The organism is Halorubrum depositum, assembly GCF_007671725.1.
In the GTDB taxonomy this organism is placed as follows: domain Archaea; phylum Halobacteriota; class Halobacteria; order Halobacteriales; family Haloferacaceae; genus Halorubrum; species Halorubrum depositum.
Window position 1 is genome coordinate 313,485 of record NZ_VCNM01000001.1, and the last position, 26,202, is coordinate 339,686.

General features: G+C 69.6%; 27 protein-coding genes. 10 read left to right on the forward strand and 17 right to left on the reverse strand.

Going from position 1 to position 26,202, the window contains the following annotated elements; translation table 11 throughout:
* Window positions 1-22 precede the first annotated feature (22 nt).
* From FGM06_RS01675 to FGM06_RS01695, 5 genes are all read right to left on the reverse strand, one after another.
* Window positions 23-1,411 (reverse strand): ABC transporter substrate-binding protein, encoded by a 1,389-nt coding sequence (locus FGM06_RS01675; protein ID WP_144796839.1) that lies wholly within the window; start codon window positions 1,409-1,411, stop codon window positions 23-25.
* 272 nt (window positions 1,412-1,683) lie between these two features.
* Window positions 1,684-2,622, reverse strand: coding sequence for a lipoyl synthase (gene lipA / locus FGM06_RS01680; RefSeq protein WP_144796841.1), 939 nt, complete (start codon window positions 2,620-2,622; stop codon window positions 1,684-1,686).
* Between the two features lie 98 nt (window positions 2,623-2,720).
* Complete coding sequence (locus FGM06_RS01685; protein ID WP_144796843.1) at window positions 2,721-3,314, reverse strand: cysteine hydrolase family protein; 594 nt, start codon at window positions 3,312-3,314, stop codon at window positions 2,721-2,723.
* Window positions 3,307-4,191 (reverse strand): YqcI/YcgG family protein, encoded by an 885-nt coding sequence (locus FGM06_RS01690; protein WP_144796845.1) that lies wholly within the window; start codon window positions 4,189-4,191, stop codon window positions 3,307-3,309. Before FGM06_RS01690 ends, FGM06_RS01685 begins: the two co-directional genes overlap by 8 nt.
* Window positions 4,192-4,258: 67 nt before the next feature.
* On the reverse strand, window positions 4,259-4,915 hold the full coding sequence (locus FGM06_RS01695; RefSeq protein ID WP_144796847.1) for a helix-turn-helix domain-containing protein: 657 nt from the start codon (window positions 4,913-4,915) through the stop codon (window positions 4,259-4,261).
* A gap of 344 nt (window positions 4,916-5,259) precedes the next feature.
* Here FGM06_RS01695 and FGM06_RS01700 point away from each other — a divergent pair, with 344 nt between their 5' ends.
* The gene (locus FGM06_RS01700) at window positions 5,260-5,445 is read left to right on the forward strand and encodes a hypothetical protein (protein ID WP_144796849.1); all 186 of its coding nucleotides are present in this window, start codon (window positions 5,260-5,262) and stop codon (window positions 5,443-5,445) included.
* 45 nt (window positions 5,446-5,490) lie between these two features.
* Here FGM06_RS01700 and FGM06_RS01705 read toward each other — a convergent pair whose 3' ends face one another.
* Window positions 5,491-6,975 carry a sodium:solute symporter family protein gene (locus FGM06_RS01705; RefSeq protein ID WP_144796851.1) on the reverse strand — a complete coding sequence of 495 codons (1,485 nt, stop codon included), beginning with the start codon at window positions 6,973-6,975 and terminating at the stop codon, window positions 5,491-5,493.
* Window positions 6,972-7,256 carry a DUF3311 domain-containing protein gene (locus FGM06_RS01710; protein WP_241662512.1) on the reverse strand — a complete coding sequence of 95 codons (285 nt, stop codon included), beginning with the start codon at window positions 7,254-7,256 and terminating at the stop codon, window positions 6,972-6,974. Before FGM06_RS01710 ends, FGM06_RS01705 begins: the two co-directional genes overlap by 4 nt.
* 176 nt (window positions 7,257-7,432) lie before the next feature.
* Here FGM06_RS01710 and dnaG point away from each other — a divergent pair, with 176 nt between their 5' ends.
* Window positions 7,433-9,046 (forward strand): DNA primase DnaG, encoded by a 1,614-nt coding sequence (dnaG, locus tag FGM06_RS01715; RefSeq protein ID WP_144796853.1) that lies wholly within the window; start codon window positions 7,433-7,435, stop codon window positions 9,044-9,046.
* A gap of 39 nt (window positions 9,047-9,085) precedes the next feature.
* Here dnaG and FGM06_RS01720 read toward each other — a convergent pair whose 3' ends face one another.
* The 5 genes from FGM06_RS01720 to gatD form a co-directional block, all read right to left on the reverse strand.
* The gene (locus FGM06_RS01720; protein ID WP_144796855.1) at window positions 9,086-10,090 is read right to left on the reverse strand and encodes a prepilin peptidase; all 1,005 of its coding nucleotides are present in this window, start codon (window positions 10,088-10,090) and stop codon (window positions 9,086-9,088) included.
* A 96-nt stretch (window positions 10,091-10,186) separates the two neighbouring features.
* Window positions 10,187-11,464: a DUF6498-containing protein gene (locus tag FGM06_RS01725; RefSeq protein ID WP_144796858.1), complete on the reverse strand. Its 1,278-nt coding sequence runs from the start codon at window positions 11,462-11,464 to the stop codon at window positions 10,187-10,189.
* Window positions 11,465-11,509: 45 nt separating this feature from the next.
* On the reverse strand, window positions 11,510-11,725 hold the full coding sequence (locus FGM06_RS01730; protein ID WP_144796861.1) for a hypothetical protein: 216 nt from the start codon (window positions 11,723-11,725) through the stop codon (window positions 11,510-11,512).
* A 24-nt stretch (window positions 11,726-11,749) separates the two neighbouring features.
* Window positions 11,750-12,817, reverse strand: a complete 1,068-nt coding sequence (locus FGM06_RS01735; RefSeq protein WP_144796863.1) for a GNAT family N-acetyltransferase — start codon at window positions 12,815-12,817, stop codon at window positions 11,750-11,752.
* Window positions 12,814-14,124 (reverse strand): Glu-tRNA(Gln) amidotransferase subunit GatD, encoded by a 1,311-nt coding sequence (gene gatD / locus FGM06_RS01740; protein WP_144796866.1) that lies wholly within the window; start codon window positions 14,122-14,124, stop codon window positions 12,814-12,816. Before gatD ends, FGM06_RS01735 begins: the two co-directional genes overlap by 4 nt.
* Before the next feature lie 114 nt (window positions 14,125-14,238).
* Between gatD and deoC the strand changes: the two genes are divergently transcribed.
* The 3 genes from deoC to FGM06_RS15910 all read left to right on the forward strand — a co-directional run bounded on the left by deoC (window position 14,239) and on the right by FGM06_RS15910 (window position 15,540).
* Window positions 14,239-14,877 carry a deoxyribose-phosphate aldolase gene (gene deoC / locus FGM06_RS01745; protein WP_144796868.1) on the forward strand — a complete coding sequence of 213 codons (639 nt, stop codon included), beginning with the start codon at window positions 14,239-14,241 and terminating at the stop codon, window positions 14,875-14,877.
* Window positions 14,878-15,081: 204 nt separating this feature from the next.
* Complete coding sequence (locus tag FGM06_RS01750; RefSeq protein WP_144796869.1) at window positions 15,082-15,306, forward strand: hypothetical protein; 225 nt, start codon at window positions 15,082-15,084, stop codon at window positions 15,304-15,306.
* 66 nt (window positions 15,307-15,372) lie between these two features.
* Window positions 15,373-15,540 (forward strand): hypothetical protein, encoded by a 168-nt coding sequence (locus FGM06_RS15910; RefSeq protein ID WP_186310942.1) that lies wholly within the window; start codon window positions 15,373-15,375, stop codon window positions 15,538-15,540.
* 9 nt (window positions 15,541-15,549) lie between these two features.
* Here FGM06_RS15910 and FGM06_RS01755 read toward each other — a convergent pair whose 3' ends face one another.
* The 3 genes from FGM06_RS01755 to FGM06_RS01765 are packed head-to-tail and all read right to left on the reverse strand — an operon-like array spanning window position 15,550 to window position 18,217.
* The gene (locus FGM06_RS01755; protein WP_144796872.1) at window positions 15,550-16,404 is read right to left on the reverse strand and encodes an ABC transporter ATP-binding protein; all 855 of its coding nucleotides are present in this window, start codon (window positions 16,402-16,404) and stop codon (window positions 15,550-15,552) included.
* Entirely contained in the window at window positions 16,392-17,195 is an 804-nt protein-coding gene (locus tag FGM06_RS01760; protein WP_144796874.1) for an ABC transporter permease, read from the reverse strand. Before FGM06_RS01760 ends, FGM06_RS01755 begins: the two co-directional genes overlap by 13 nt.
* Complete coding sequence (locus tag FGM06_RS01765; protein ID WP_144796876.1) at window positions 17,195-18,217, reverse strand: ABC transporter substrate-binding protein; 1,023 nt, start codon at window positions 18,215-18,217, stop codon at window positions 17,195-17,197. Before FGM06_RS01765 ends, FGM06_RS01760 begins: the two co-directional genes overlap by 1 nt.
* Window positions 18,218-18,443: 226 nt before the next feature.
* Here FGM06_RS01765 and FGM06_RS01770 point away from each other — a divergent pair, with 226 nt between their 5' ends.
* The 4 genes from FGM06_RS01770 to FGM06_RS01785 all read left to right on the forward strand — a co-directional run bounded on the left by FGM06_RS01770 (window position 18,444) and on the right by FGM06_RS01785 (window position 21,994).
* Window positions 18,444-19,355, forward strand: a complete 912-nt coding sequence (locus FGM06_RS01770) for a 1,4-dihydroxy-2-naphthoyl-CoA synthase (protein ID WP_144796878.1) — start codon at window positions 18,444-18,446, stop codon at window positions 19,353-19,355.
* A gap of 70 nt (window positions 19,356-19,425) precedes the next feature.
* On the forward strand, window positions 19,426-19,794 hold the full coding sequence (locus FGM06_RS01775) for a cupin domain-containing protein (RefSeq protein ID WP_144796880.1): 369 nt from the start codon (window positions 19,426-19,428) through the stop codon (window positions 19,792-19,794).
* 266 nt (window positions 19,795-20,060) lie between these two features.
* Complete coding sequence (locus FGM06_RS01780) at window positions 20,061-21,389, forward strand: right-handed parallel beta-helix repeat-containing protein (protein WP_144796883.1); 1,329 nt, start codon at window positions 20,061-20,063, stop codon at window positions 21,387-21,389.
* 335 nt (window positions 21,390-21,724) lie between these two features.
* Window positions 21,725-21,994, forward strand: a complete 270-nt coding sequence (locus FGM06_RS01785; protein WP_144796886.1) for a hypothetical protein — start codon at window positions 21,725-21,727, stop codon at window positions 21,992-21,994.
* 137 nt (window positions 21,995-22,131) lie between these two features.
* Here the strand turns inward: FGM06_RS01785 and FGM06_RS01790 are convergent, their stop codons facing one another.
* The gene (locus FGM06_RS01790) at window positions 22,132-22,683 is read right to left on the reverse strand and encodes a hypothetical protein (RefSeq protein WP_144796889.1); all 552 of its coding nucleotides are present in this window, start codon (window positions 22,681-22,683) and stop codon (window positions 22,132-22,134) included.
* Window positions 22,684-22,767: 84 nt separating this feature from the next.
* Window positions 22,768-23,112 (reverse strand): hypothetical protein, encoded by a 345-nt coding sequence (locus tag FGM06_RS01795; protein WP_144796892.1) that lies wholly within the window; start codon window positions 23,110-23,112, stop codon window positions 22,768-22,770.
* A 92-nt stretch (window positions 23,113-23,204) separates the two neighbouring features.
* Between FGM06_RS01795 and FGM06_RS01800 the strand changes: the two genes are divergently transcribed.
* Window positions 23,205-25,922, forward strand: coding sequence for an AAA domain-containing protein (locus FGM06_RS01800; RefSeq protein WP_144796894.1), 2,718 nt, complete (start codon window positions 23,205-23,207; stop codon window positions 25,920-25,922).
* Window positions 25,923-26,202 lie beyond the last annotated feature (280 nt).

Sequence of the window (26,202 nt, forward strand, 5' to 3'; positions counted from 1 at the left end):
GGCGCGTCGGCTCCGATCGCGGTCAGTTCCCGCTCGAGAGCGCCTGTTCGATGACGTTGGAGTACGACGACTCGCCGATGTTGAAGCTGATCTGGTCGTACACCTCGCCGTCGAACGTGTCCTCGAACACGCTGCTGAACCGCTCGGAGAGCTGCTGCCCGTAGTCGTTGTTGACGTACAGCGTCGCGGCGGTCGACGCGCCGAGCCGCTCGGAGGCGACCTGCGCCATCACCCGGCCCTGGAGCTGGTCGCTCGGGGCGGTTCGGAAGATGTAGTCGTCGTCCTCCAGGTTCGTCACCGACAGCGCGGTGCTGGACGGCGAGCAGCCGACGACCTCGTTCGGGATGAGCGCCTCCTGACAGACCGGGACGTTCACGCCGGAGGAGGCGGTCCCGCAGACCGCGGGGACCCCCGAGCTGATCAGCGATTGGGCGCCGCTGACCCCCTGGTCGGGCGAGGTGTTCGTGTCCTCGAACTGGGCGTTCACCGTCAGGTCGAGGTCGGAGTCGTTGATCTGCTGGGCCGGGAGCTCCGCCGCGCGGATCATCGGCTGCCCCGTCGACGCGAGGTCGCCGGTCTCGGGCAGCAGGATCCCGACGCTCACCTCGCGGCCGAGGCCGCCGGGCGACTCGTCGGCGGAGGGACCCGCTCCGTCGGGGTTCTCGCCCTCGAAGCTCTGCGTCTCCTGAACGTCGACGGAGTCGGCGTCCTGTCCCGCGAACTCCCAGATGGAGTAGGCCGCCGACGCCGGGTCGCCGTTCTGGTCGAAGTTGACGGCGCTCGACGCCCCCTGGTAGTTGATGTTCTCCCCGTTCGCGACCGCCTCGACGGCGTCGAGGAACTCGCCCGGCCCGTACGCGGTGCCGTCGGGGTTCGCGATGCGCCGGAGCTGGTCGCGAACCGCGGTCCCGTTGTTCTCGCCCGCCGCGACGTTCGCCAGGATGAGCGCCGCCGCCGAGTCGTACGACTGCGAGGTGAACACGCCCGGCGTCTCGTCGTACGCGTCCTGATACAGGCTCTCGAACGCGTCTTGGTTCGGACCGCCCGCCGCCGGTGCGGTCCCGGTGACGTTAGCCATCTCGTTCCCGACCTGTCCGGGTAACGACGGGTCCTGAAGCCCGTCCGGGATGAGGATGTCCTCCGCCCCGTCCGACGCCGCGTAGTAGTCGCGGAACAGCTGTATCCCGCTCTCGGGGTAGCCGATGACGGTGAGCAGGTCCGGACTGCCGCCGCCCGAGCCGCCGTCGCCGCCGTCGCCGCCGTCCATTCCGTCGTCGCCGCCGTCGTCGCCGTCGCCGCCATCGCTTCCGTCTCCGCCGTCGCCGGTTTCCGCCGAACACCCGGCGAGCCCGATCGCGCCCGCGACACCGACAGTCTTCAACACGTCACGCCGTCGTTTGTGGTATGACATACCCACTCATATAGACCCCTCTTTGATAAGTATATCCCTGTCAACTGCTACACAAGTATTGTCAATAACTCTCATATAAGGTATATTGCTTCCTTCGGGGATCGGGGTGCGTTTCGCGCCGATCGTACCGATTCTCAGATATGACCGCGCGGCGGCCTCGCGACCCCACAGACGGGTCAGCCGCCTTAGGGGTTCACCGCCGTTCGGTCGGGGTCGGACGGGGGGACAGCGACCGGCGGTTCAGGAGGGTCCCGGCGGCGGTGTCCGGGCTCTCAGTCACCGCCGGCCGCGCGCGCGTGGCGGCGTGCGTCCTCAGGCGAGCGGCCCTCGCGGAGCAGCGCCTCGACGAACAGCTCTCCGGCCTTGTACGACGAGCGGACCATCGGGCCCGAGGCGCAGTAGAGGAAGTCGAACTCCTCCTCGGCGACCGCGCGCCACGTCTCGAAGGCGTCGGGGTGGACGTAGTCGAACACGTCGAGGTGCGAGCGCGACGGCCGGAGGTACTGCCCGAAGGTGACGACGTCGACGCCGACCTCGCTGAGGTCGCCGAGCGTCCGATACACCTCGTGGGCGTACTCGCCGACGCCGAGCATGAGGCTCGTCTTCGTGTAGATGTCCGACTCGCGGTCCACGCGGTCGAGCACCCCGAGCGACTGCTCGTAGTCGGCCCGCCTGTCGCGCACGGGCCACTGGAGGCGCTCGACCGTCTCGACGTTGTGCGCGATCACGTCCGGGCCGGCGGCGACGATCCGGTCGATCGCCTCCGGATCCCCCTGGAAGTCGGGGACCAGCGTCTCCACGAGTATCTCCGGATCGCGCCGCTTGATCTCGCGGATCGTCTCGGCGAAGTGCGCGGAGCCGCCGTCCGCGAGGTCGTCGCGGTCGACGGAAGTTAAGACGACGTAGTCGAGCCCGATCTCGACCACCGCCTCGGCGACGTTCGCGGGCTCGTCGGGGTCGAGCGGTTCCATCCCGCCGGTCTCCACGTCACAGAAGTTACAGCCGCGCGAGCAGCGGTCGCCCATGAGCATGAACGTCGCGGTGCCGGGGCCGTCCCGGCCGGACCAGCACTCGCCCATGTTCGGGCAGTTGGCCTCCTCGCAGACGGTGTGGAGGTCGCGCTCGCGGAGGCGCTCCTTGATCTCCGTGAACCGGGAGCCGGACGGGGGTCGCGACTTCAGCCAGTCCGGCTTCCGACGACCGCGTTGCATACCCGAACCACGGCGGCCGGGTGCAAAAACGTGAGGATCGCACGGGGTCGTCGTAGCGGACCGGTCGCACCCGGGGTCGCCACGCGACGGGCCGGCACCTATCGGAGGTCGTTGGCCTCGACGACGGTCGCGAACTCGCCGTCGAGGTGCGCGAGCGCGACCCGGTGAGAGGTGTCGGCGTCGATCGCCTCGCCGTCATAGGTCTCGCGGGCGTGCGTCGCGGTGGCGTCGGCGACCACGCGAACGTCGTAGCCGCGGTTCTCGGCCTCGCGGGTCGTCGTGGAGACGCAGTGGTCGGTGGTGAGCCCGCAGACGACGAGCGACTCGTGGCCCGCCTCGCGGAGCCACGCGTCCAGTCCCGACTCGAGGAACGCGCCGTTGACCGACTTCTCGAAGGTCGCCTCGCCGTCGACGGGCGCCGTCTCCGGCTTCCACCCGAACCCCGGCGCGTCCGGGCGGAGCGGGGAGTCCGGCTCCGTCGAGGCGTGTCGGACGTGCGCGATCGGGCGGTCGGCCGCGCGCCATCGGTCGAGGAGGGCGCTCGCGACCGCCTCCGCGTCGGGGTTGTTGCGCTCGCCCCACCCCGGCTCGTCGAAGCCGACCTGGAAGTCGATCAGGACGAGGACCGCGTCGTCGTGGGGCGCGGAACCGCCCTCCGAGCGGACCGAACCGGCGCCGTCGCGCTCAGTCATCGCCGAGCCCCGAGGTGACGGCCGCGTCCGCGTCGGGCCCGGACGCGCTGCCCGAGTGGCGCGACTCCGCGAACCGTCGCCAGGCGCCCGGTTCCAGCAGCCCCTCCGGCGCCTTGGGATGCTCGCGGGTCGGCCGCAGGGGACAGGCGTCGGGGCTCGCGTCCCCGTCCTCGCGGAACAGGTACTGCGTCCACTCGCGGTCGCCCTCGACGCCCCAGTCGCCGAGGTCGGCGTGGGGACAGACGCCGTCGTACTCCGCCATGCGCCCGCGGATCGCCTCCCGCGCCCCCTCGCCGGCCTCCGTGTCGGCGGTGAGCCCCTCGAACACCGCCCGCGGTTGGAAGGTGACCTCCAGCCCGACGGGCGAGTACCGGCTCCGGCGCTCGTCGTAGAAGGGCGCTCGCGAAGTCGGGAACAGCGGCTCGCCGCCGAAGCAGAACTCCCACCGCGCGGTGTCGGGGTCGGTCGGAATCCCCTCTGGCCACGGCGCCGGGTCGTGGACGTGGAGGAACTCGAGGACGTTCCACAGTCGCTCGTGGTAGTGGGCCTCGCCTCGGTCGCCCTCGGGTCGGAAGAACACCGCCAGCGGGGCGCGGTCGGCGTGGTCGTCGTACGTGTCGAGGTACTCGACTAGGACGTCGCGAAGGCGGAGGAGCGCGGCGGGGTCGGTCGTCGACTCGCAGGCGGCGTAGAGGAGGTCGCCCTCCCGTTCGGCCTCGATGCCGAAGTAACAGGGGAACGGCGAGCCGTCGCGCTCGCCGAGCATCGACTCGCGGAAGGTGCGGTAGTGCTCGCGCAGCCAGGCGGGGGCGTCGTCGAGCCGACCGCGGAGCGCCCCTTGATCCAACAGCACGCCCTCGGTGCCGGGCTCGTTCATGCCGGCAGTCGGTGGCAAGCGGTCTTTTGACTTTCGGCGCCGGCGGCGAACGTACCGGAGACCGGACTCACCGGCCCTCGTCGCCGACCGGGAGCGTGTACGTGACGAGCGCCACGATGGCGCGTCGGAGGCGTTCGGTGACGGCCTGGTCGGAGACGCCGAGCTCGTCGGCGAGCTCCTTCGTCGTGCACCCGCGGGGAATGTCGTAGTACCCCATCTCGATCGCGAGCGTGAGCGCCTCGAACTGCGGCTCGGTGAGGCCGTACCACGGCTGGACGTCCGGCTCCGAGGGGTTGTACACGCGGGTCACTTCCAGGTTGATCCCGGCGTCCCCGCAGCTGGTCGAGAACGCGCTGAGCGACTCGTGGGTCGGAAACCGGACCTCGAACGTCCACGACGTGGCCGACCCGACGGCGCTCAACATCTGCCCGTCGTTCGCCTGCACGGCGTCGACGAGGTGGTCCCGGTTCGCGTCCCAGTCGAGCGTGAACAGCGTCCGGTCCTCGAAGGCGTCGATCGCCGTGGCCTGCTCGACCGCCGAGTGGCGCTGAACGCGCTCGACGAACGACTCGCGGGTGGAGTCGTGGATCCAGAACAGCGGAACGGAGGCCTCGCCGAGCGGAACGAGCGTCTCGAGCTCGACGGTGGAGTTCCCTTCGACGGGAAGGATCTGACCGAGTTCAAAATCGCTTGACAGGACGCGGAACTCCACGATTACACTCATCAGTTGGCCTCTGTGATCCGTTTTCGATTGCCCCTTATAGAGGGCGAGCTTGGTATATCAGGGTTTGGGCGATGGCGGGGACGCAGCGGAACGGGTCGAGCCGCGATCGCGCGAAGGATTGACTCGCGACCGCGCACCGGCGGTGGCGGCCCGTCATTATAAATAGCCACTGTACTATCAGTAGTGTAGTTGAACCATTTCGGCAGGTTCGATCTACGCATGTATGTTAGTGAGAGCGGCGCTACCCTCGATCCGGTTGCTTTCGGTCCGAGCTCGGAGGCGTCTCCGACGCGGTCCGATCGGGCGGAGACGTCGGGCGGCGGCATCGACGGGACGCGGTTCGAATGAACCCCGGCGACGACTCGCCGACGGCCGAGGCGGAGTTCCGCGACGAGCTGCGGGCGCTGCTCCGCCGCGCGCACGAGGAGGGCGTCGACGTCGAGGGCGGGTGGGACTGCCGGAACGGCTCCGAACACCCCGACTGGGACGTCGTCGTCTCAGAGGTGCGGAAGTCGCCGGCTTCGGAGTAGCCGGTCGCCGCTCGCGCTCGGACCCCGGGCCCGGTCCGTCCGATCTCAGTCCCCGGCGACGGCGAACCGAGAGGCGTCGCCCTCGGCGGTCGGCGCGGTGAGCAGGGAGACGCCGACGGTGAGGAGCGCCGACAGCGCCATCAGCCCGAGCGCGACGTCCCAGCCGCCGGCGACGGCGCGGGGCAGCGTCGGGACGAAGCCGACGACGGCCGACAGCACCACCGCGAGGTACGCGAGCTGCGGAACGAGCACGCCGGCGATCATCCCGGTCCGGGTGGTCCGGTCCCAATAGAGCGCGCAGATCACGGGGAGCGCCAGCAGCGCGAACCCGGAGAAGGCGGTGCTGCCGACCTCGATCAGCGTCCCCGGCCGGAACAGGCTCGCGGCGAACGCGAGCAGCGCGAACGCGGCGACGCCGATCCGCGCGACCCACGCCTCCCGGCGCTCGGAGGCGTCGGCGTTGACCACGGGCCGGTAGAGGTCGCGGGTGAAGTAAGACGATCCGGAGAGCAGCATCGAGTCCGACGAGGACATCATCGCGGCCATCGCCCCGGCGATCACGAGCGCGGCGAACCACGCCGGCGTGTACTCGTTCAGCACGACCGGGAGCACGTTCGCGCCCTCGGGCACGTCGACCGGCATCCCGGCCGCCCACGCGCCGAGCATGAACGCGGGGACAAAGAGGAGGAGGACGAGCACGGGCCACAGCGCGAACGACCGCTTCAGCGTCTCGCCCGACTTCGCGACGAAGAACCGCTGGTTGATCTGCGGGAACATCGTCACGCCGAACGCGATGGTGATCGCCGTCGAGACGATGAAGCCGACCGAGTAGGTGCCGCCGCCGAAGCTCCCGAAGTCGGGGCGGGCGTCGAGCATCGCACCCGTCGCCGCGCCGACGCCGCCGACGGCCGACACCACCCAGACCGCGGCGAGCCAGACGACGGAGAGCATGAACAGCCCCTGGATCGTGTCCGTCCACGCGACCCCGCGCATCCCCGCGAGGACGACGTAGAGGATCATGAACGCGGTGATCAGCGCCGCGCCGCCCCAGTAGGGGACGACGCCGTCGGTCAGCCCCACCAAGGCCTCGCCGGCGCCCATCTGCTGGAGCATGACGTACGGGAACAGCCAGAGGAGGCTCACGCCGGCGACGAGCGCCCGAAGTCCGGTCGAGCCGAACCGGTCGCCGAGCATCTCTCCGAGCGTCACGTAGCCGTTCCGGTTGCCGATCAGCCACTGCTTGTAGCCGATGACGTACCACAGCACCGCGAACAGCACGCCGTCGAGCGTCCCCATCACGATCAGCCACTCGGGGCCGGCGGCGAACGCGAGGTTCGGGCCGCCGAAGAAGGTGAACGCCGACAGCAGCGTGGCGAAGGTGGTGAACAGCAGGACGACCGTCCCGATCGACCGGCTGGCGAGGTAGTAGTCCTCGGCGGTCGTCTCGGAGACGCGGTAGGCGACGAGTCCGACGGCGAGCGCGAGGAACAGGTAGCCGACGACGATCCCGAGCGAGAGCCCGAGCGTCACGGTCGGTCACCCCCGGCGGCGGGACCCCTCGCGTCGCCCCCCGCGCCGCGGTCCTCCCCGTTCGCCTCGGGGCGCAGGCCCATCCCGCGCTCCCACGCGCCGCTTCGGGCGAACCGCGAGAACAGGACCGCGCACAGCCCGAGCCACGCGACGTGCCACCAGATCCAGACCGGAAGTCCGGCGACGACGCGGTCGACGCCCCACAGCGGCCACGGAACCGCGAACGCGACGAGCAGCGCGAACGTCGGAATCCACACGATATCTCTCCGAGGTCGTCTCATGTCGAACGAATACGACTATGAACGCATAAATCTTACCGAAACAGTTCGATATGGGTTTTTGTAGAATATATTTCTTCAAAGGGCCCCGACGGAGGCGGGTGCGATAACTATTTTCGGCGACGCGCACAACAGCGCACGGGCGGCGAACGCCGCCCGATCATCACCATTCACCCATCATGAACGACACAGAGAAATACCTGATACACGCCACCATCGCGGCGGACGGCGTCGTCGAGCGGAGCGACGTCGTCGGCGCGGTGTTCGGCCAGACGGAGGGGCTCCTCGGCGACGAGTTGGACCTCCGCGACCTCCAGGAGTCGTCGCGGGTCGGCCGGATCGACGTCTCCGTCCAATCGGAGAACGGGCAGTCGTTCGGCGAGGTCACCGTCGCGTCGAGCCTCGACAAGGTCGAGACCGCGATCCTCGGGGCGGCCCTCGAGACGATCGACCGCATCGGCCCCTGCCAGGCCTCCGTGGAGGTGACGAGCATCGAGGACGTGCGGGCGGCGAAGCGCCGCGAGGTCGTCGAGCGCGCTAAGGAGCTGATCGCCGGCGGCTTCGAGGAGACGAGCCTCGCGAGCGACGACATCCTCGAAGAGGTCCGCGAAGCGGCTCGCGTCGAGGGGATCGTCGAGTACGAGGGGCTCCCGGCCGGCCCGCGCGTCGGCGACTCCGACGCCGTCATCGTCGTCGAGGGACGCTCGGACGTGCTCACGCTGCTCGAGTGCGGGATCAAGAACGCGGTCGCCGTCGAGGGGACGAACGTCCCCGACGCGGTCGCCGATCTCACCGCCGACCGGACGGTCACCGCGTTCCTCGACGGCGACCGCGGCGGCGAGCTCATCCTCCGCGAGCTCGCGCAGGTGGGCGACGTCGACTACGTCGCGTTCGCGCCGCCCGGCGAGTCGGTGGAGGACCTCGACCGCAACGCCGTCTTCGAGGCGCTCCGCGGGAAGGTCCCGTACGGTACCCTCGCCGACGAACCCAACCTCCGCGAGGCGGCCGCGGACGACGAAGGCGCCGGAAGCGCCGGGAGCGAGAGGGAGGCCGACGACCGAGAGCCCGAGGGAGAAGCCGGGGACACCGAGTCCGGGGCGCCGGCTCCCGACACGCCCGACGCGTCCGACTCCGACGCGTCCGACCCCGACGCGTCCGACCCCGACGCGTCCGACCCCGACGCGTCCGACCCCGACGCGTCCGACCCCGACGATCCGGGGACCGACGGCGTCGTCGCCGGCGCGGCCCGAGACGAGACCGAGAGCGGCCTCGTGGAGGCCGTCGAGAAGGCGCCCGCGACCGCCGCAGAAGACGGGGTCGCCGAGGACGAGGGCGGTCCCGAGTCGGTCGAAGTCGACGTCGTCGACGCCGAGTCGACGCCTGCCGAACCGACGGACGAGGGGTCCTCTGAGGCGGTCGACGCGGAATCGGGAGTGGAAGCCGACGAGGGGTCGGCCGACCCGTCCGACGACGTCCCCGTCGACGACGAGCCGCGGTCGATCGAAGAGCACGTCCAGGAGGTCGTCGACTCGGGGAGCGACCGCGCCCGCCTGCTCGGCGACGACCGCGGCGTCCTCGCGGAGGTCGCCGCCGCCGACGCGTTCGACGCGATCGAGGCCGCGGAGACGGCGCCGCACACGGTCGTCGTCGACGACCGGATCGATCAGCGCTTACTCGACGTGGCGGCCCAGCGCGGAGTCAGCGAGCTGCTCGGGCGCGAGGTCGGCGAGTTCGTGAAACGGCCCGTGGGGACTCGCGTGCTCACGGTCGGCGACCTCCGCGCCGGGAGCTGAGACCCGCGGCGGCCGGCGACCGCCTCCCGTTCCGCCGGCTCAGACCAGTCCGACGACGCCGAGCAGCGCGAACAGCGCGTCGCCGAACGTCAGCGAGACGACGAGCCCGACCGCCATCGGGACGACGAACGGCATCCCGGGCGACACCAGCACGCTCTCCTTCTTGGCGACGACCGCCAGCCCGCCGCGGAGCGTCTCGACGTCGGTGCCGTACGCCCCGCGATCGATCTCCGCGAGGAACCGCTCCGCGGCCCACGGGTCGTCGAACGCCGCCGGTCCGGAGTTCGGTTGAGCGGCCTCGCCCTCCGGTTGCGCCGCGGTCCCGCCGTCGGTCCGCGGGCCGACGTGGGTGCCGCCGTCGGTCGGATCGAACGTCTCGCCGACGCTTTCCGGGTCGCGGAGCCGGTCCGGGTCGGCGCGCAGGTCCGCGAGCGTCAGCCCGCGCCACCGCAGGTACATCCGGAGCGCGTCGAGGTCCAGCCCGCTCCGCGTCTCCCCCGCGTCGTCCTCGAAGAGCCGACCGTGGCGGTCCGGCAGCGACTCCGTCGCCACCGGGCGCGCGAGGAACGTGTTCGCCGAGAGCTCGCCGCGGAGGAGATTGAGTCCGGCGAGCCCGAGGGGATAGGCCAACCCGAGCAGCACCGCGTTCGTGAGGACCGTGAGCGAGAAGACGCCGATCTGGGTCTCGACGAGCGGGAGCTCCGCGCCGGCGACGGCGTACTCCGGGAAGGTGGGGAAGAGGAGCGCGAGCGCGATCAGCGCCTTCGCGTCCGCCCCGCCGAACGCGCCGAGGTACCAGAACGCGTAGCCGAGCGGCGCGACGAACAGCAGGCTGATCGCGGCCTGCACGAGGAACAGGCGCCCCGCGACTCCCGCGAACGGCCACATCGACGCCGCCTCCCAGACCAGCAGCAGCGCGCCGAAGGCGTACAGCGGCGGCCAGATCCGGTTCGGGAGGCGTCGGGTCCGGACGTCCCGTAGCGCCGCCCACGCGAAGACGGGAACGACGAGCAGGCGCAGGAGGTCCGGCAGCGTGGCGACCATGTCCCCACGGCCGCCGCGGGCGTAATTAGGCGTTCGGGTTCGGGTATCGCGATCGATAGCGCCGGCCGAGCCGGGGCGTCGCTCGGGAGGCCCCCGTCAGTCGTCCGGCCGGTCGGGTCGCCTGTCGAAGACGTCGAGGATCGGGTCCGGGTCCGCCACCCCGGGGATCCGGTACTCGTCGTCGCGGAGTTCGATCGCGACCGTCTCTGTGTCGAGCCGCCGGTCGAGCCGGTTTCGTTCCACGCGCAAGCCGGTCTCGTCCCACGGTTCGACGCGCCACAGCGTCGCACCGATCAGGCGGTCGCGGGCGACGAGCGCGTCGTCCCCGGCCCGGTACGACACGAGCCCGTACCGGAACTCGTGGTCGAGCGCGCCGAGGAGCAGCGGGACGCCGACCGCGACCGCGACGAGGGCGGTCGCGGTTGCCAAGTCGCCGCCGACCGCGAACAGCGCCGCACCGAGCGCCGGGACCGCGGCGAGGTACCACAGCCCCGGACGCCCGAGCGGCGTCACCGCCGCGCCCGCGAGCCGAGAGCGAACGGGCTGCCGGACCGTCTCGACCGGCCCCGCGACCGACCCGTCGGGCGACTCGGGCGAGGGGGGCTCGTGCGAGAGCCCGAGATCCAGCGCCGCCGACTCGTCGAACGCCGCCAGCCGGTCGCCGTACAGCCCGGCGAGGTCGAACGCGGCCTTCACCGCGATGATTCCGAGCAGGAGCGGGAGCCCGACCGCGTCGGGATCGATCGCCGATATCGGGTCGTCGCCGTCGAGCGTCGCCGCGCCGACGAGCGTGACGGTGATCAGCGCGCCGACGAAGATCGCCGCGCCGCGTGCGAAGATCCCTCGGATCGCCGTCTGCGCGCTGTGCTCCCGGTACTCGCCGCGGCCGAAGTACTCGACGAGAGTCGTCGCCCCCTCGCCGAGAAAGACGCCGAGCGTCGCGAGCGCCACGGTGTCGAGCGTCGCGGCCGGCGGTCCACCGTCGGCGACGACCCCGACCGTGAGACCCCCGACGACCAGCCAGACGACGCAGAGCACCGGCGCGGCGATCGGGAGGACGAGCAGCGAGGAGAGACGTACTCGGAGCCCCGTGCGGGGGACCGGCAGCGCGGCCCGTCGCTGCGCGAGCGGGCCGGCGATCAGCGCGTCGCGCTCGATCTCGGAGGGGCGCCCGGCGAACAGGCCGCGGACGACCGCCCAGCCGGAGACGATCCCGAGCTCGAACCAGTAGAGCGTCATCAGCGCGGCCGCGTTCCAGCCGAGGGCGACGACGCCGATCAGGGGGACGACGTTCGAGACGAGGAGCGAGAGCGCTCGGGGGCGGCGCCCGCGAGCGAGGGCTCGCAGGGGGGCGAAGCGAACGGCGGAGGGCATTCGTTCGGTCGGTGCGCGGCCGCGCTTATAAATAGTCGGCGCCGCTCACGGCGCCGGTCCCGCGTCGCGATGGAGGTAGAGGTACGCGAGCACGGGCAGGATGGTGAACGCGAGGGTCGCGACCGCCCAGAGGGGCGCGTAGCGGCTCCCGCGCGCCCTCGCGTCGCGGTAGATCCACGCCGCGGCGACGACGACGACCCCGTAGACCACGAGCGTGAGCGGGAGCGACCACGGCAGGGCGACTCCGGAGAGGAGCGTCATGGTACCGCCTTCGGCGGGCGCTGCTTATAAGTCGCCCGTGAGGTCGGCCCGCATGACGAAGTCGGGCTCGCCGGCGACCGGCACGCGGTTCGCGCCGGTGTCGCTCACGTGCTCGACGGTCTCGGGGATCAGGACCCGCGTGGCGTCGGCGTCGACCGCGGCCGCGTCGGCGGCGATTTCCGGATACAGAGCGCCCGCCGCGTCGACGTCGCGCCACGCGACGGCGCCGTACACGGCGACGCGCTCGGGGGCGTCTCCCGCGTCGTCGCCCGGGCGCTCCGAGACGCGGGTGCGGACCGCGAAGCCGGCGAGCGCGTCCGCGTCGGCAACGGCCAGCAGTCGGCCCTCGTCGGCCGCGACGCGGAGGCGATCGCGGGTGAGCTCGGAGCAGGCCCACGACTCCCCGTCGTCGAGCGCGAGGCCGCCGAGGTGGTCGCGGGCGTCGCTGTCGGTCCAGAACGCCCACGCCGCGTTCGGGTCGGGGTCGTCGACGGCGCGGAGCGCGACCGAGTCACCGGTCGAATCCGCGGCCGGCTCCGGCTCCGCGAACCGGAACTCCGTCGTCGGCTCGAAGCCGACCGCGCGAGACTGGCCGAGCCCCGCGACGTTCCACGAGAAGACCATGTTCCGGCAGACGGTCGCGCCGCGCTCGCGCGCCCAGTCGAGCGCGGCGGTCGAGAGGGCGGTCCCGACGCCGAAGCCGCGGGCGGCCGGGTCGACGCGGATACCCTGTCCCCACGCCTCCCACTCGCTGAGCAGGGCGCCCTGGATGCAGCCGACGACGGCCTCCGGTTCGCCCGGGGCGGCGGCGCCCGCGCCGTCGCCCTCGACGAGCGTGTCGCCCTCGCTCCGGTCGTCGCGCTCCGCGACCGCTTCGCTCCCGGCGACCGCCTCGGGCGGGAGCGTCGCGACGAAGGTGCCGCGGTCCGAGTCGTCGGACGCGGCCCACTCGGGGAACACGCGCGGGATGTAGTCGGCGTGGCGCTCGCCCCACGTGTCCCGCGTGAACGCGGCGACCGCGTCGGCGTCGGCGGGGCGGGCCTCGCGGACGACGACGGTCGGTTCGGCGGGCGCCGAGTCGAGGGGCGTCATCTCCAGGGCTGCGACTCCTCGGTGAGCTCGCCGGCGAGGTCGCGCCCCATCGCCTCGGCGGGGTCGGACAGGTTCGCGAGCGCCCACATCAGCTTCACCTTCGCGGTGCCGGGGAGGGTGTCGCCCGCCTCCACGACGCCCGCGTCGAGCAGGTCGCGCCCGGTGTCGTACACGCGGTCGCAGACGCGGCCGTCGAGGCACTGGCTCGTCATCGCGACGACGGCCCCGCCCTCGACCAGCTCCTCGATCCGCGGAATGAGGTCGGTGTGGACGTGGCCGAGCCCGGTCCCCTCGATGACGACGCCGTCCTTGTCGTCGAGGTAGTCCCACGCGGCGGGGTCCATGCCGGGCGTGAACTTCGCCAGCTCCACGTCGCCGTCGAGGTCGGGGGCGAGGTCGGCGTCGGCGTCTTCGCTATCCGCGTCAGGCCCGCTCCCCCGCGGGAGCGGCTCGCGGTGCCACTCGATGGCGGCGTCGGCCGCGTCGCCCTCGGCGCCCGCCTCGGCCGCGGCCTCGTAGTCGACGACGCCGAGGGGTCGGGCCCCAACCGTCTCGAAGGCGTCGCGGCGGGAGGTGTGATTCTTCCGGACGCGGGTGCCGCGGTGGAGCGCGCAGGCGTCGTCGGACTGGGTCGCGTGCATGCAGACGAGCGTCTCGGCGTGGTCGGCCTTCGCGGCCTCGACCGCGCACACCGCGTTCATCACGTTGTCCGAGGAGGGGCGGTCCGCGGAGCGCTGGCTCCCGGTGAACACGACCGGGACGGGCGAATCGAGCATGAAGGAGAGCGCGGAGGCGGAGTACTGCATCGTGTCGGTGCCGTGCATCACGACGACGCCGTCGGCGCCGGCCTCGATCTCCTCGGCGACGGCCTCGGCGAGCTCCCGCCAGATGGCCGGCTCCATGTTCTCCGAGAGGATGTTGGCGACGACGCGCCCGCGGTAGTTCGCGCGGCCGGCCAGGTCGGGGACCGCTCGCAGCACGTCCTCGGCGTCGAACTGGGCGGTGACCGCGCCGGTCCGGTAGTCGACGGTGGAGGCGATCGTCCCGCCGGTCGAGATGAGCGAGATCGTCGGCAGGTCGTCGTCGAAGGTGATCTCGGAGGCCTCGCCCCCGCCCGCGTCGGCCCCCTCGTCGACGTCGCGGGCGCCCGATTCGAGCACCTCGGCGTCGGCCGCGTCGCGGTCGACGCCGACGTTGTACCCCCCGTCGAGCTTGACGACAAGGTGGTCGCGAGTCGTCGAGGGGAGCAGTACGCCCTCGTTCGTGACGTCCCCGCGCTCGACGCGGACGCGATCTCCCGGTTGCATACCACCCGCTTCCCCTGCGGCGGACTTGAATCCAACCGTTCGGCGGCGGGGCCGCCCCGGGTCGGCGCGCGTCTCGGTCGGTACGTCTTTTACCGGTCGCGCAGACCTGAGCCCATGGACCGCGACGCGTTCGCCGCCAGCATCGACCACACCGTGCTCGGCCCGGAGACGACGTGGGGCGACGTCGAGACCGTCCTCGCTGAGGCGGCCGACCACGGGATGAACGCCTGTATCCCGCCCTGCTACGTCGCCGAGGCGGCCGACTACGAGGACGCCCCCGAGACGGTCGCGACCGTGGTCGGGTTCCCGCACGGGCAGCACGCGCCGGAGGCGAAGCGGGACGAGGCCGTCGGCGCGTGGAACGACGGCGCCGACGAGATCGATCTGGTGATCAACGTCGGCCGGCTGAAGGCCGGCGAGGACGACGTCGTCGCCGCCGAGATCGCGGACGTGGTCGCCGCGGTACCGGTCCCCGTGAAGGTGATCATCGAGACCGCGCTCCTGACCGACGCCGAGAAGCGTCGCGCCTGCGAGGCCGCCGTCGATGCCGACGCCGACATGGTGAAGACCTCCACCGGGTTCGCCGACGGCGGCGCCACGGTCCCCGACGTGGAGCTCATGAGCGACTACCTCCCGGTGAAGGCCTCCGGCGGCGTCGGCTCCTACGAGGAGGCGCTGGCGATGCTCGACGCCGGCGCGGTCCGGATCGGCGCCTCCTCCGGCGTCGAGATCGTCGAGGGACACCCCGAGTGACGGCGGTCGGTCCCGTTCTGGTGCGCTCCGATCGCCCCCGTCCCGTCCGCTTCCCTTCGTTCCCGTCCCGTCCGCTTCCCTTCGTTCCCGTTCCGTCCCGTCCACTCCCCTGCGTTATGTCTCGCTCCGTTCCGCCCGCCTCCCGTTCCCTCGCCGTGGGAATCCCGTCGTGAGCATTTATTCACGGAACACCTACGGAGGGGTATGAGTCATTCCCGCGGATCACCGCGTCTGGACCTCGACACGGCGTTCAAGGCGTTCGGTGCGATCGGGGTCGCGATCTCGGTCGCGCTGGTCGTCCTCGTGCTCGCGCTGACGAACCCGTTCGGCGGGTACGTGGACGTCTCGCCGGCCGCGTACGGCAGCCTGCTGTCGGCGGGCCTGCTCGCCGCCGTCGGCTTCGCGGCGTACGCGCTGCGACGCCGCTGAGTCGCGCCCCGGCGACGGGGGCGACGTCTCCGAGGGTATAACAGAGCGGAGGGCGAACCGACGCCCATGAGCGACGAGTCGGTCGAGGCCGCAGTCGAGCGGTTCCTCGACGAGACCGAGTCCGCGCTGGACGACTACGACCAGGGGTACGCCGACGCCGACGCGACGCTGTCGGTGGTGCGGACCCACATCGACGAACTGGCCGTCGCCGTCGACGAGGCGGACGAGGAGTAGGACCGAGATTTACGGCCGCGCTCCGATCAGTTCCCGTACCCGAGCCACGTGCTCCCCGAACGCCGGGTCGCCGCGCTCGCGGGGCCGGTCGACGTCGACGTCGACGACCTCGGCGACGCGGCCGGGGTCGGCCGCCATCACGACGATCCGGTCGGCGAGCGTCACCGCCTCGGCGACGTCGTGGGTGACGAAGAGCACGGTCTTCCCGGTCGACGCCCACACGTCGAGGAGCTCCCGCTGGAGCATCTCCCGCGTCTGCGCGTCGACCGCGCCGAACGGCTCGTCCATCAAGAGTAGTTCGGGGTCCACGGCGAGCGCCCGCGCGATGGCGACGCGCTGTTTCATGCCGCCCGAGAGCGACTTCGGGTACGACTCCCGGAACTCCGAGAGTCCGACGAGACCGAGCATCTCGTCGACCCGCTCCGCGCGCTCCGCCTCGGACCGGTCGCTCCGTTCGAGCCCGAACCCGACGTTCTCCTCGACCGTGAGCCACGGGAACAGGTGGTACTCCTGGAAGACGACGCCCATGTCGGTCGTCGGGCCGGTGACCGGGGCGCCGGCGAGTCGGACCTCCCCGTCGGTGGCGTCGGTGAGACCGGCGATGATCCGGAAGAGCGTCGTCTTCCCGCAGCCGGACGGGCCGACGAGACAGACGAACTCGCCGTCGTCGACCCCGAAGGAGACGTCGTCGAGCGCGCGGACCGGACTCCCCTCGCCGTCGTACGTCTTCCCGACGCCGTCGACGGCGACACCGGACGCCTCGGTGGTTCCGCCCGCTGCGGCGCCTCTCTCGGCCGCGCTGCGGTCGTCCTCGGTCGTCGCCGAATCCCCGTCCGACATCGATCCCTCGTTCACGCCCGCCACACTAACACCCTCCGTTGGACGGCGCGGAACGCAACGTCGACGAGGAGGTACATCAGGCTCAACACGAGGATGTACGCGATCACCGTGTCGACGAGGAGGTTGTTGCTCGCGCGCAGGATCTCGCGGCCGACGCCCGGAACCCCGAAGATCTCGGAGGCGACCACGAGCATCCAGCAGCGCCCGAGACCGGTCCGGACGCCGGTGAGGATGCCCGGCAGGGACGCCGGGAGGACGATCGACCGGACCGCGTCGAGGTCGCCGCGGACCCCGAGCGTGCGACCCACGTCGAGCAGGTCCTCGGAGATGCCCTCGACGGCCTCGTACGCCGCGTAGTAGTTGATCCAGAAGGCGCCCACGGCGATGATGAAGGCCGCGCCGGCGTCGTTGATCCCGAACCACGCGATCGCGAAACCGATCAGCGCGAGCGGCGGGACCGGCCGGAGCGTCCTGACGAGCGGCGCCGTCACGTCGTCGAGCAGCCCGCTCCACGAGAACGCGACGCCCGCGGCGACGCCGAGCCCGGTGCCGACGACCGTTCCCGGGACCCAGTGCCGGATACTCGACCACAGCGCGGTCGTCATCGTCCCGGAGGCGAGTTCCTCGGCGAAGGCGCCGCCGACCGCCGCCGGCGACGGCAGCACGTACGCCGGCTGCGTGAGCGAGGCGAGGTACCAGACGACCACGAACCCGACGACGCCGGCGGCGCCGCGGAGGAGCCGCCGCGGGTCGTCGAGGCCGAGGCCGGCGCGCAGTTCGTCCCCGTCGAACCGGCTGCCGGTGTCGGTCGCCATCAGAGTGAGTCGTACGCCTCGAAGTCGAATATCGCCTCGTTCGACAGCCGCTCGTCGATCTGCCCGTTGTTCGCCGCGAACTCCGAGAACACCGGGGTCGCTTCGGTGATCGACCGGGGGTCGGTGACGAAGTTCGACAGCGGCGAGTCGAGCGCCCGACGGGCGCGGTCCGCCGGCATCCCGATCCCCGACTCGACGTGCCCGGCGGTCGCCTCCGGGTTCTCGTCGATGAACTCGGTGGCGCGGACGTGCTGTTCGAGGAACTGCGCTGCCAGCGGCGACTCGCGGACCGCGTCGCTCATCAGCGTGACCGCGGCGGGCTGGCCCGGGAGGATCTGCGCGGCCGTCCGCAGCATCGCGACGGACGAGCCCTCCTCCTGTGCGATCGTCGGCACCGGCTCCATGATCGAGGTGCCGTCGATCTCTCCGTTAGCGATCGCCTGCCAGACGGCGCTGGCGCCGTTGATCTCGACGATCTCGACGTCCTCGTTCGATTCGGGGTCGACGCCGGTCTCCTGGAGCCAGTAGCGGAGCAGCACGTCCGGGACGCTCCCCTGCGGGAAGGTACCGAAGCGGAACGGCCCGCCGTTCTCCTCGGCCCACGTCGCGAACGCGTCGCCGCCCTCCGCCTCGAAGGCGTCGTGGAACGACTCATCGGCCATGATCCCCATCGGCTCGCGGATGTTGGCCGCGGTCACCTTGGCGGGGATGTCGCGGTCGATGACGATCATCGCCGGCACGATCCCGAACATGGCGACGTCGATGTCGCCGCTGCCGAAGGCCCGGACGATCGCCGGCCCGTCGGTGAACTCCTTCCCGGTGACCTCGGCGTCGACCTCGGAGAAGTACCCCTCTCCCTCCATCACGTACCACTGGAGGTCGGGGTAGATCGGCATGTGCGCGACCGTCACCTCGTCGAGTCCGCCGCCCCCGCCGAGACAGCCGGCGAGTCCGAGCGTCGCGGAGCCGCCGGCGGCGGCGAGGAAGGACCGACGCGAGGTCGGCGCGCGTGTGTCGTGCATAAGTTACGAACGGTCTCCGCGGCCAACACCCCCGCGCCACCAGCAACGAAGGCACGTTCCGATGACGCCGGAGACGCGTGGTATCGGGCGTTTCAGGCCCGTTATATGCAGTAGGAATACGCTCGGCGGTGGCTCGACAGTCACAGATCGGTGCAATATTTGCGGCAGCCGCGCGACCACGCGACCCATCCGCCGCCGTTTATGCGGTCGGTCGCCAACGGGCCGTATGGTCTCGGAAATCTTCGACCCCGACGCGTGGGAACGGGTGACCGACGAGTTCGACGACATCACCTATCACCGCGGCGTCGACGTCCCAGCGGTCCGGATCGCGTTCGACCGTCCCGAGGTCCGGAACGCGTTCCGACCGGGCACCGTCGACGAGCTGTACGCCGCGCTGGACCACGCCCGCAAGCAGGCGGACGTGGGCTGCGTCCTCCTCACGGGCAACGGGCCCTCCGAGAAGGACGGCGGCTGGGCGTTCTGTTCCGGCGGCGACCAATCGGTCCGGGGCGGCTCCGGCTACGAGTACCGCGACGGCGACGAGGCGGGCGACGAGGACGACCCGCTCGTCAAGGAGGCGCGCGCTGGGCGGCTCCACATCCTGGAGGTCCAGCGGCTGATCCGGTTCATGCCGAAACCCGTCGTCGCGGTCGTCCCCGGCTGGGCGGTCGGCGGCGGCCACTCGTTACACGTCGTCTGCGACCTCACCCTCGCCAGCGACGAGCACGCGAAGTTCCTCCAGACCGATCCCGACGTCGCCTCCTTCGACGGCGGGTTCGGTTCCGCCTACCTCGCCAAGCAGATCGGCCAGAAGAAGGCCCGCGAGGTGTTCTTCCGCGGCAAGACCTACTCCGCCGAGGAGGCCGCGGACATGGGGATGGTCAACGAGGCGATCCCGCACGGGGAGTTGGAGACGGTCGCGCTGGAGTGGGCCGACGAGATGACGCGGAAGTCGCCGACCGCGATGCGCATGCTGAAGTACGCGTTCAACATGACCGACGACGGGATGGTCGGCCAGCAGGTGTTCGCCGGCGAGGCGACCCGCCTCGCGTACATGACCGACGAGGCCCAGGAGGGGAGAGACGCCTTCTTAGAGAAGCGCGAGCCGGAGTTCCGCGAGCACCCCTGGCACTACTGAGGCGGCGTCGACCCCCGGCGAACGAGGCCGACGCGGCACGGTTTAACAGCCGGCCCGCCAACGGGCGTGCATGGAGAAAGTGACCCTCTCGGACGCGTTCGAGTCCATCGACGAGCAGTGGGACCCCCACCTCGCCGGCGAACTGAACGGGCAGGCCGTGAAGCTCGCGAAGGCCGAGGGAGAGTTCGTCTGGCACAGCCACGCCGACGCCGACGAGCTATTCTTCGTCACCGACGGTCGCCTCCGGATCGAGTTCCGCGGCCGCGACGACGTCGTCCTGGAGGCGGGCGAACTGCTCGTCGTCCCCCGCGGGATCGAACACCGACCGGTCGCCGAACCGGAGGCGAACATCCTCCTGTTCGAGCCCGCCGGCACGCGGAACACGGGCGATGTGGAGAACGAGCTGACAAAGGAGGAGCCGGAGCGCGTCGACGGGTGATTGGGCCGGGCGGTGCTACGGAAATTTCCAATAGGTGACGAGGGCTACTTCGGGTTCGCTTGGTAAGCGAACCCGCTACCGATAGGCCTATTGAGTCAGTTTTATCCTTTCGAGAATCTTCTCAGACGGAGGTATGTCTAATAGTTATAAACCTGTGTCTCCCTCTTCCGTCGAATAATTCGGATGATGTCCGGTGTCTGTCTTAACGCAGCATTATTATTGTTATTTTTATAATAGCAATTAGACTGTAGAATAACACGTTCGGCATGGCGAACAACTCGAGTGGAAAGACATCGCGTCGATCAGCGCTTCAAAAAGGAGGCGTCGTGCTGACGGGTGCGGTCCTCGGACTTTCGTCCACATCGACGCCGGTGGCCGCCGAGCCGACCGAAATCGATGAGTGTATGACCATCTCCGAATCGGGTGAGTACGTTCTTTCCGATGATCTCGATGCAGAAGGCGATTGTTTTCGGCTCGATAGCTCAGACATCATCTTAGATGGTAACGGCCATACAATTTCCGGCGATGGAAATGGTGCCGGAATAACTGGAGAAAAAAACCCTGTAATTCGTAATCTAACGATAGAGAATTTCGGAACTGGTTGTTATGTTTCCGGAAATGAAGTCGGCGAAATGACACTTAAAAATGTCATTGTGTCAGACACGTTCGCAGGGATCGCTGGAGACATACAGGTAGATGTGAATATCGGAAATTCTACAATAAAAAACAACAGGGTAGGTATCGCTCCTACAGAGGCCTTTGGAATCACGATAACTGAGAGTATCTTAAGCGGAAATGAGGTCGCAGTGTATGCTACCCAGGAAGGAAATGTCATGGAAGTAAAGAATAGCACTATCACAGAGAATGCCACGGGAATTGAGGCTGGTATTGGCACATTCGTCAACAATACCATCGCCAACAACAATGGGTACGGTCTCCAATTAGGCGGCCTAGTGGCGGATACATCCGTCGGCCCCATCACGATCTCCGGAAACGATATTCGAAACAATGCTGGTCCTGGAATCAAGTTCACTGCCGGCGTTGGGGAGGTTCGAGAAAACGAGATTAGGGAGAATCAGATCGGCATTGAGATGACAGGTGAGTTCTTCGATGGCGGCATCCCACCCGATTACGAGATTACGAAAAACATTATCGAAGATAATGTCGAGTTTGGAATAAAGAACAACGCAGATACGCAATTCGACGGTCAGGTAGATACTCATGCGCCCTGCAACTACTGGGGCGACCCGACCGGACCCGTCCACCCGGAGAACCCATTCGAAGACCCGGAGGGTGACGAGATCGACGGCGACGTAGAGTTCATCCCGTGGTCGGTCGAGCCGATACGCGACGGGGAAGCCACCTGTATCGGCGGACAGCCGATCGGTGACTTCCAGAGCCCTCCGACCGATCCGGACGGAGACGGTCTCTACGAGGACATCAACGGTGACAGCAAATCCGACATCGTTGACGTGCAGGCGCTGTTCAAGAATCAGGAGAACGAGACCATTCAGAACAACGCGAACGCGTTCGATTTCAACGGAGATGGCACGGTCAACGTCGTCGACGTTCAGAAGCTGTTCAGCGAAATGTGATCTCCGCCTCGTCGAGACCGCGTTATGCAGTTAACGGGGATCAGACTGTTTCGTATTCTCGTTTGTCTGGACGCAAGGAGCGAGATCGTCCGGCGTGAGCAGGCCATCGAATCACGGGACGCTATATCGATACTACGGTCTGTACGCCGTGGGCATCCCGTGTTAATTGAACCCGATACTGTCAGGTCTGCCGATCACGGACGATAAACGCGGGGGATCTGCTGGCGTAATCGTGAGCTGCGTAATTAGCCATTAACGTCGGCTGATACACTCATAACAAATTGCGGTTGGTTTCTTAATATATCTGATCCCGCCGAATCAGAGCATCCCGAGACGTGTGGCGCGCTCTCGTTCGCGCGAACGCGCACCTCGAGGGTCAGAACAGCGACGGAGGGACGTTAGAGACGAAGAGCGTGGTCGCTATCGCGGTGATAGTGCTGATCGCGACCGTCGGTATCAGCGGCGCCGCGCTGGGAGTCGGCCCGGACGCAGCCCCGGAGACGGGAGCGGCACATCAGGAGAATCCGCTCGAGACGGCGGTGAGTCGCGAGACGACGATCGAGATACAGAACGACTACGACGCGCAGTTCGAGGCGGAGAGTTAGCTCAAAAAACCAGCATTTCGACTCCTCTTTTTATATACAATTTCCGTTGAACAGCCGGTCGCCGAGGATGACACGCTGATTGTTCGTCGTTTTCGGAGAGTGTAGAATAACCGAGACCGAAATCAAGGACGTCTTGCTCAGTGAAACCCGCGGTCGACGTCGTCCTCGTCGATCAGGTCCTCCAGCTCCGAGGAGAGGAGTTCCTCGGCCTCGTCGAACGTATCGGAGAGCTCGTCGAGCTCGTCGGGCCGCCCGTCGAACCGGTAGTCCATGGGGCCGAAGGCGGGCGAGTCGACCGCTTCCATCACGTCCTCGAACAGGTGATCGGCGCTCGTCGGCGCCTCGGCGTGGACCTTCAGCGTCTCGCGGAGCCGCGTCGCCACGTCCTTCGCCTGCTCCTCGTCCTCGGGCGGCGACCGCACCGCGAACCGACCGTCCGACTCCTCGTTCGGGAGCAGGGGATCGAGCTCGTCGTCGACCTTGCGAGCCACCCGCGCGCCGACGCCGCGGAGGTCACGCGGGTTCTTCGCGTACGTCTTCAGGTGATAGACGCCGACGTTCGGGTGGCCGAAGTAGAGGTCCTCGCCGAGCCCCTCGCGCCGGGAGCCGGCGACGGCCCGCCAGCCGTCCGGGTCGGTCGAGTCGCTCGCGACGTCCGCGAGGATGTCGTCCCAGTCTCGTACGCGCATCTCGACGTATTATAGCGGGGAGAGCCGCATGAGCGTGTCGGTCGCGGCGGGGCGGAGCGAGCTGACCGCGGCGGGGCGACGCGGTCAGTCCCGCGTGCGGCGGTGCCCCGTCCGCGCGAGCAGCGCCGTCCCGGCGACGAGGAAGACGACGCTGAAGGGCGTGACGGCGCCGACCGCGACGTCGACGACGCCCCACAGCACGAACCCGGCGTACAGCGCGGTCCGGAACCGGTCCGTGTCGAACCCCTCGACCGCGGCGCCCCAGACGACGATCAGCGCGATGTAGGCGTTGACGGCGACGTCGCCGAGGGCGGCGATCCCCTGCGTCTCCAGTCGGGCGTAGCCGCTGACCGCGGACAGGACCGCCATCGAGAGGACGAAGACGACGACCGCCGGGCGCCCGTAGCGGTAGAGGGTCGAGTCGGTCATGAGGCCACGTCGCGGCCGCAGTCGCAAGTCGATTTCGGCTCCGCGGTGACGCCCACCGACAGCGTTTTTCGAGCCCGCCGCCGATGACGGCCGTGAACGTTCGGGGGCCGATCCTCTCCGTCGGAGAGTCGCGAACGGTGTCGACGTCGTACGGGGACCGGGAGCTCCGCGAGCTCCGGATCCGGCCCGAGCGCGGCGCGGCCGACCCGGTCGACGTGACGCTGTGGGGGAAGTGGACGGAGACCGCCGAGCACGCCGAGCCGGGCATGGAGCTGGTCGTCACCGACGCCGAGGAGGACGAGTTCGGCGGCGAGGTCGGGTACGCGACCACGGGCGACTCGTGGGTCGTGCTCGAGCCCGACTTCCTCGTCGACGTGACCGGGATCCGGTCGTGGGTGCAGTGCCCGCGGATGTACTACCTGAACAAGCTCTCGGGGATCCCGCTCAACTACCCGGTGGTCAAGGGAACGATCGTCCACGAGGTGTTCGGCGACCTGCTCCGCGGGATGGACCTCGAGGAATCGGTCGCGGACCGCGTCGAGGAGGCCGGTCTCGAACTCGGGCTGCTGGGGTACGAACCGGAGGAGGTCGCCGACGAGGTACGCCGCAACGCGGCCGCGATCGAGGGATGGCTCGCGCAGGGGACGCTCTCCGACGAGGACACGTGGCGGTCGGAGTTCACCCTCGTCTCGCCGACGTTCGGCCTGAAGGGTCGCGCCGACGCGCTCCGCCGCGGGACCCCCGTCGAACTGAAGACCGGGAAGAACACCAAGCGGGAGCCGCGCTTCCACGACAAGATCCAGGCGGCCTGCTACGCCCTGATGCTGGACGAGCGCGGCGTCGACCCCGACATCGGGACGCTGCTGTACACGAAGAACACCGCCCTGGACCGCAACGAGGAGTCGGGGGACCTCGCGCCAGCCAAGGAGTTCTCGGTCGGTCGGGGCCTGCTGGAGTTCGTCGTCCGCGAGCGAAACGCCCTCGCGGCGATGGAGTGGCGCGCGCTCAACGACCCCGGCGAGCGCCCCACGGTCCCGACGGGGTACGAGGCCGACGCGAAGTGCCAGTACTGCTTCGAGCAGGACACCTGCATGGTCGTCTCCGGCCGTCTCGACCAGGAGTCGAAGGCGGGGTCGGTCGGGACCCCCGTCCCCGACGAGGAGCGCGACTACTTCGACCGCTTCTACGTCGCCTTGGAGGAGGAGCGCCGCGAGACCCACGCCGAGTACCGGAAGCTGTGGGAGCAGACCCCCGCGGAGCGCGCCGACGACGACCGCGCGCTGATCGACCTCGAACCGGTCTCGCAGACCGAGATCGACGACGCGCGGTGGGAGCTCCGCGCCCGCAAGCCCGGCGACGCCGTCTCCAAGCTCCGCGAGGGCGACGTGGCGCTCGCCAGCGACGGCGACCCGATAGGGGGACACGCCGAGCTCGGCCGCATCACCGAACTGGGCGACGAGGTCGTCGTCGAGACCGACGAACCCGTGGAGCTCCGGCGGCTCGACGTCTACCCCTCCGAGATCTCCGTCGACCGCTCGCTCACCGCGCTCCACGACGCGATCCTGAAGGGGAGCGATCGGCGCAAGGACGTGCTGTTCGGGCGGCGCGAGCCCGGGTTCCGGGACGCCTCCGACCGCCCGGCGGGAGCGCCCGGGAGCGACGACCCGGACGCCCCCGACGCCTACATCGGTAACAACGCGTCCCAGAACGAGGCCGTCGCGCTCGCGGTCGACGCCGAGGACTGCGCGCTGATCCACGGCCCGCCGGGGACCGGGAAGACGTACACCATCGCCCGGACGATTCGGGCCTTGGTCGAGGAAGGGAACCGTGTGCTGCTCTCCGCGTTCACCAACCGCGCGGTCGACAACGCCCTCGAAGCGCTTCGGGACCAGGGCTTCGACGAGGTGCTGCGCGTGGGGAGCGAGACCGGAGTCCGCGGCGACATGCAGGACGTGCGGCTCGTCCAGCGCGGCGACCCGAACGCGAAGGCCGCCGAGCTCCGGGACGCCCCCGTCGTCGCCGCCACCACCGCGGCCTGCGGCTCCCGCGTGATGCGCGAGTGCGAGTTCGACGTGGCGCTCGTCGACGAGGCCTCGCAGCTCACGGAGCCAGGGACCCACGCCGCGATCAACCTCGCGGACCGGTTCGTGCTCGTCGGCGACCACGAGCAGCTCCCGCCCGTCGTCCGCGCCGAGAACGACCTCAAGACCTCCCTTTTCCAGCGGCTCATCGAGGCGTACCCGGACGCGAGCGTCATGCTCGACCGCCAGTACCGGATGAGCCAGCGCATCCAGGCGTTCGCCTCCGCGGAGTTCTACGACGGCGCGCTCCGCCCGGCGACGCCCGAGGTGGCGGGACAGACCCTCCGCGACCTCGGCGTCGACCCCGCCGACCTCCCCGACGGGCTCGCGGGCGGCGTCGACTTCGTCGACCCCGACGGGACCCGCGACGGCAACCGGAACGTCAGGGAGGCCGAGCGCGTCGCGGAGGTCGTCGACGCCTACCTCGGGGCCGGCGTCGACCCCGACGACGTCGGCGTCATCGCGCCGTTCCGCGCGCAGGTCGCGGAGATCGGTCGGCGCACGCCCGTTACCGTCGACACCGTCGACCGGTTCCAGGGCTCCTCGAAGGAGGTGATCGTCGTCTCGCTGGTCGCGACCGGCGACCTCGACGGGCCGATCTTCGAGGACCACCGCCGGATGAACGTCGCGCTCACGCGGGCGAAAAAGCAGCTGACGCTGGTCGGCGACGCCGACGCGCTCGGCTCGGAGCCGTTCTACGAGCGCATGTTGAACTGGGCGCGGCGGTGAGACGGGTATCGCACCGATTCGTTTACACCGGCGAGCGACAGCGCAGATCGGTTATAAATCGGTGCAGTGGCGCGTGCCTGCGAGGCCGCCCCGCGGCCGAGCAGCACGCGCGAGGGACGCCGCGAACGCCCGTAGGGCGTGAGCGGCGAGGCTGGGGAGGCGTGAGGTTGTCGTGCTGTGCGGTGCGGGGCGGGACTCAAAGGGGCAGTCGCGAGGACGACGCAGGCGACGTAAGCACCGCAACGAAGGAGCGTAGGCGACTGAGTGAGGAGCACAGCGA

Coding starts and splice junctions, on each gene's coding strand:
- gatD (WP_144796866.1), bottom strand. CDS start 14,124: ATGCAACCGGGAGATCGCGTCCGCGTCGAGCGCGGGGACGTCACGAAC.
- FGM06_RS01690 (WP_144796845.1), bottom strand. CDS start 4,191: ATGAACGAGCCCGGCACCGAGGGCGTGCTGTTGGATCAAGGGGCGCTC.
- dnaG (WP_144796853.1), top strand. CDS start 7,433: ATGAACGACACAGAGAAATACCTGATACACGCCACCATCGCGGCGGAC.
- FGM06_RS01735 (WP_144796863.1), bottom strand. CDS start 12,817: ATGACGCCCCTCGACTCGGCGCCCGCCGAACCGACCGTCGTCGTCCGC.
- lipA (WP_144796841.1), bottom strand. CDS start 2,622: ATGCAACGCGGTCGTCGGAAGCCGGACTGGCTGAAGTCGCGACCCCCG.
- FGM06_RS01725 (WP_144796858.1), bottom strand. CDS start 11,464: ATGCCCTCCGCCGTTCGCTTCGCCCCCCTGCGAGCCCTCGCTCGCGGG.
- FGM06_RS01700 (WP_144796849.1), top strand. CDS start 5,260: ATGAACCCCGGCGACGACTCGCCGACGGCCGAGGCGGAGTTCCGCGAC.
- FGM06_RS01760 (WP_144796874.1), bottom strand. CDS start 17,195: ATGGCGACCGACACCGGCAGCCGGTTCGACGGGGACGAACTGCGCGCC.
- FGM06_RS01750 (WP_144796869.1), top strand. CDS start 15,082: ATGAGTCATTCCCGCGGATCACCGCGTCTGGACCTCGACACGGCGTTC.
- FGM06_RS01720 (WP_144796855.1), bottom strand. CDS start 10,090: ATGGTCGCCACGCTGCCGGACCTCCTGCGCCTGCTCGTCGTTCCCGTC.
- FGM06_RS01790 (WP_144796889.1), bottom strand. CDS start 22,683: ATGCGCGTACGAGACTGGGACGACATCCTCGCGGACGTCGCGAGCGAC.
- deoC (WP_144796868.1), top strand. CDS start 14,239: ATGGACCGCGACGCGTTCGCCGCCAGCATCGACCACACCGTGCTCGGC.
- FGM06_RS01780 (WP_144796883.1), top strand. CDS start 20,061: ATGGCGAACAACTCGAGTGGAAAGACATCGCGTCGATCAGCGCTTCAA.
- FGM06_RS01710 (WP_241662512.1), bottom strand. CDS start 7,256: ATGAGACGACCTCGGAGAGATATCGTGTGGATTCCGACGTTCGCGCTG.
- FGM06_RS01675 (WP_144796839.1), bottom strand. CDS start 1,411: ATGTCATACCACAAACGACGGCGTGACGTGTTGAAGACTGTCGGTGTC.
- FGM06_RS01695 (WP_144796847.1), bottom strand. CDS start 4,915: ATGAGTGTAATCGTGGAGTTCCGCGTCCTGTCAAGCGATTTTGAACTC.
- FGM06_RS01685 (WP_144796843.1), bottom strand. CDS start 3,314: ATGACTGAGCGCGACGGCGCCGGTTCGGTCCGCTCGGAGGGCGGTTCC.
- FGM06_RS01770 (WP_144796878.1), top strand. CDS start 18,444: ATGGTCTCGGAAATCTTCGACCCCGACGCGTGGGAACGGGTGACCGAC.
- FGM06_RS01730 (WP_144796861.1), bottom strand. CDS start 11,725: ATGACGCTCCTCTCCGGAGTCGCCCTGCCGTGGTCGCTCCCGCTCACG.
- FGM06_RS01795 (WP_144796892.1), bottom strand. CDS start 23,112: ATGACCGACTCGACCCTCTACCGCTACGGGCGCCCGGCGGTCGTCGTC.
- FGM06_RS01775 (WP_144796880.1), top strand. CDS start 19,426: ATGGAGAAAGTGACCCTCTCGGACGCGTTCGAGTCCATCGACGAGCAG.
- FGM06_RS15910 (WP_186310942.1), top strand. CDS start 15,373: ATGAGCGACGAGTCGGTCGAGGCCGCAGTCGAGCGGTTCCTCGACGAG.
- FGM06_RS01765 (WP_144796876.1), bottom strand. CDS start 18,217: ATGCACGACACACGCGCGCCGACCTCGCGTCGGTCCTTCCTCGCCGCC.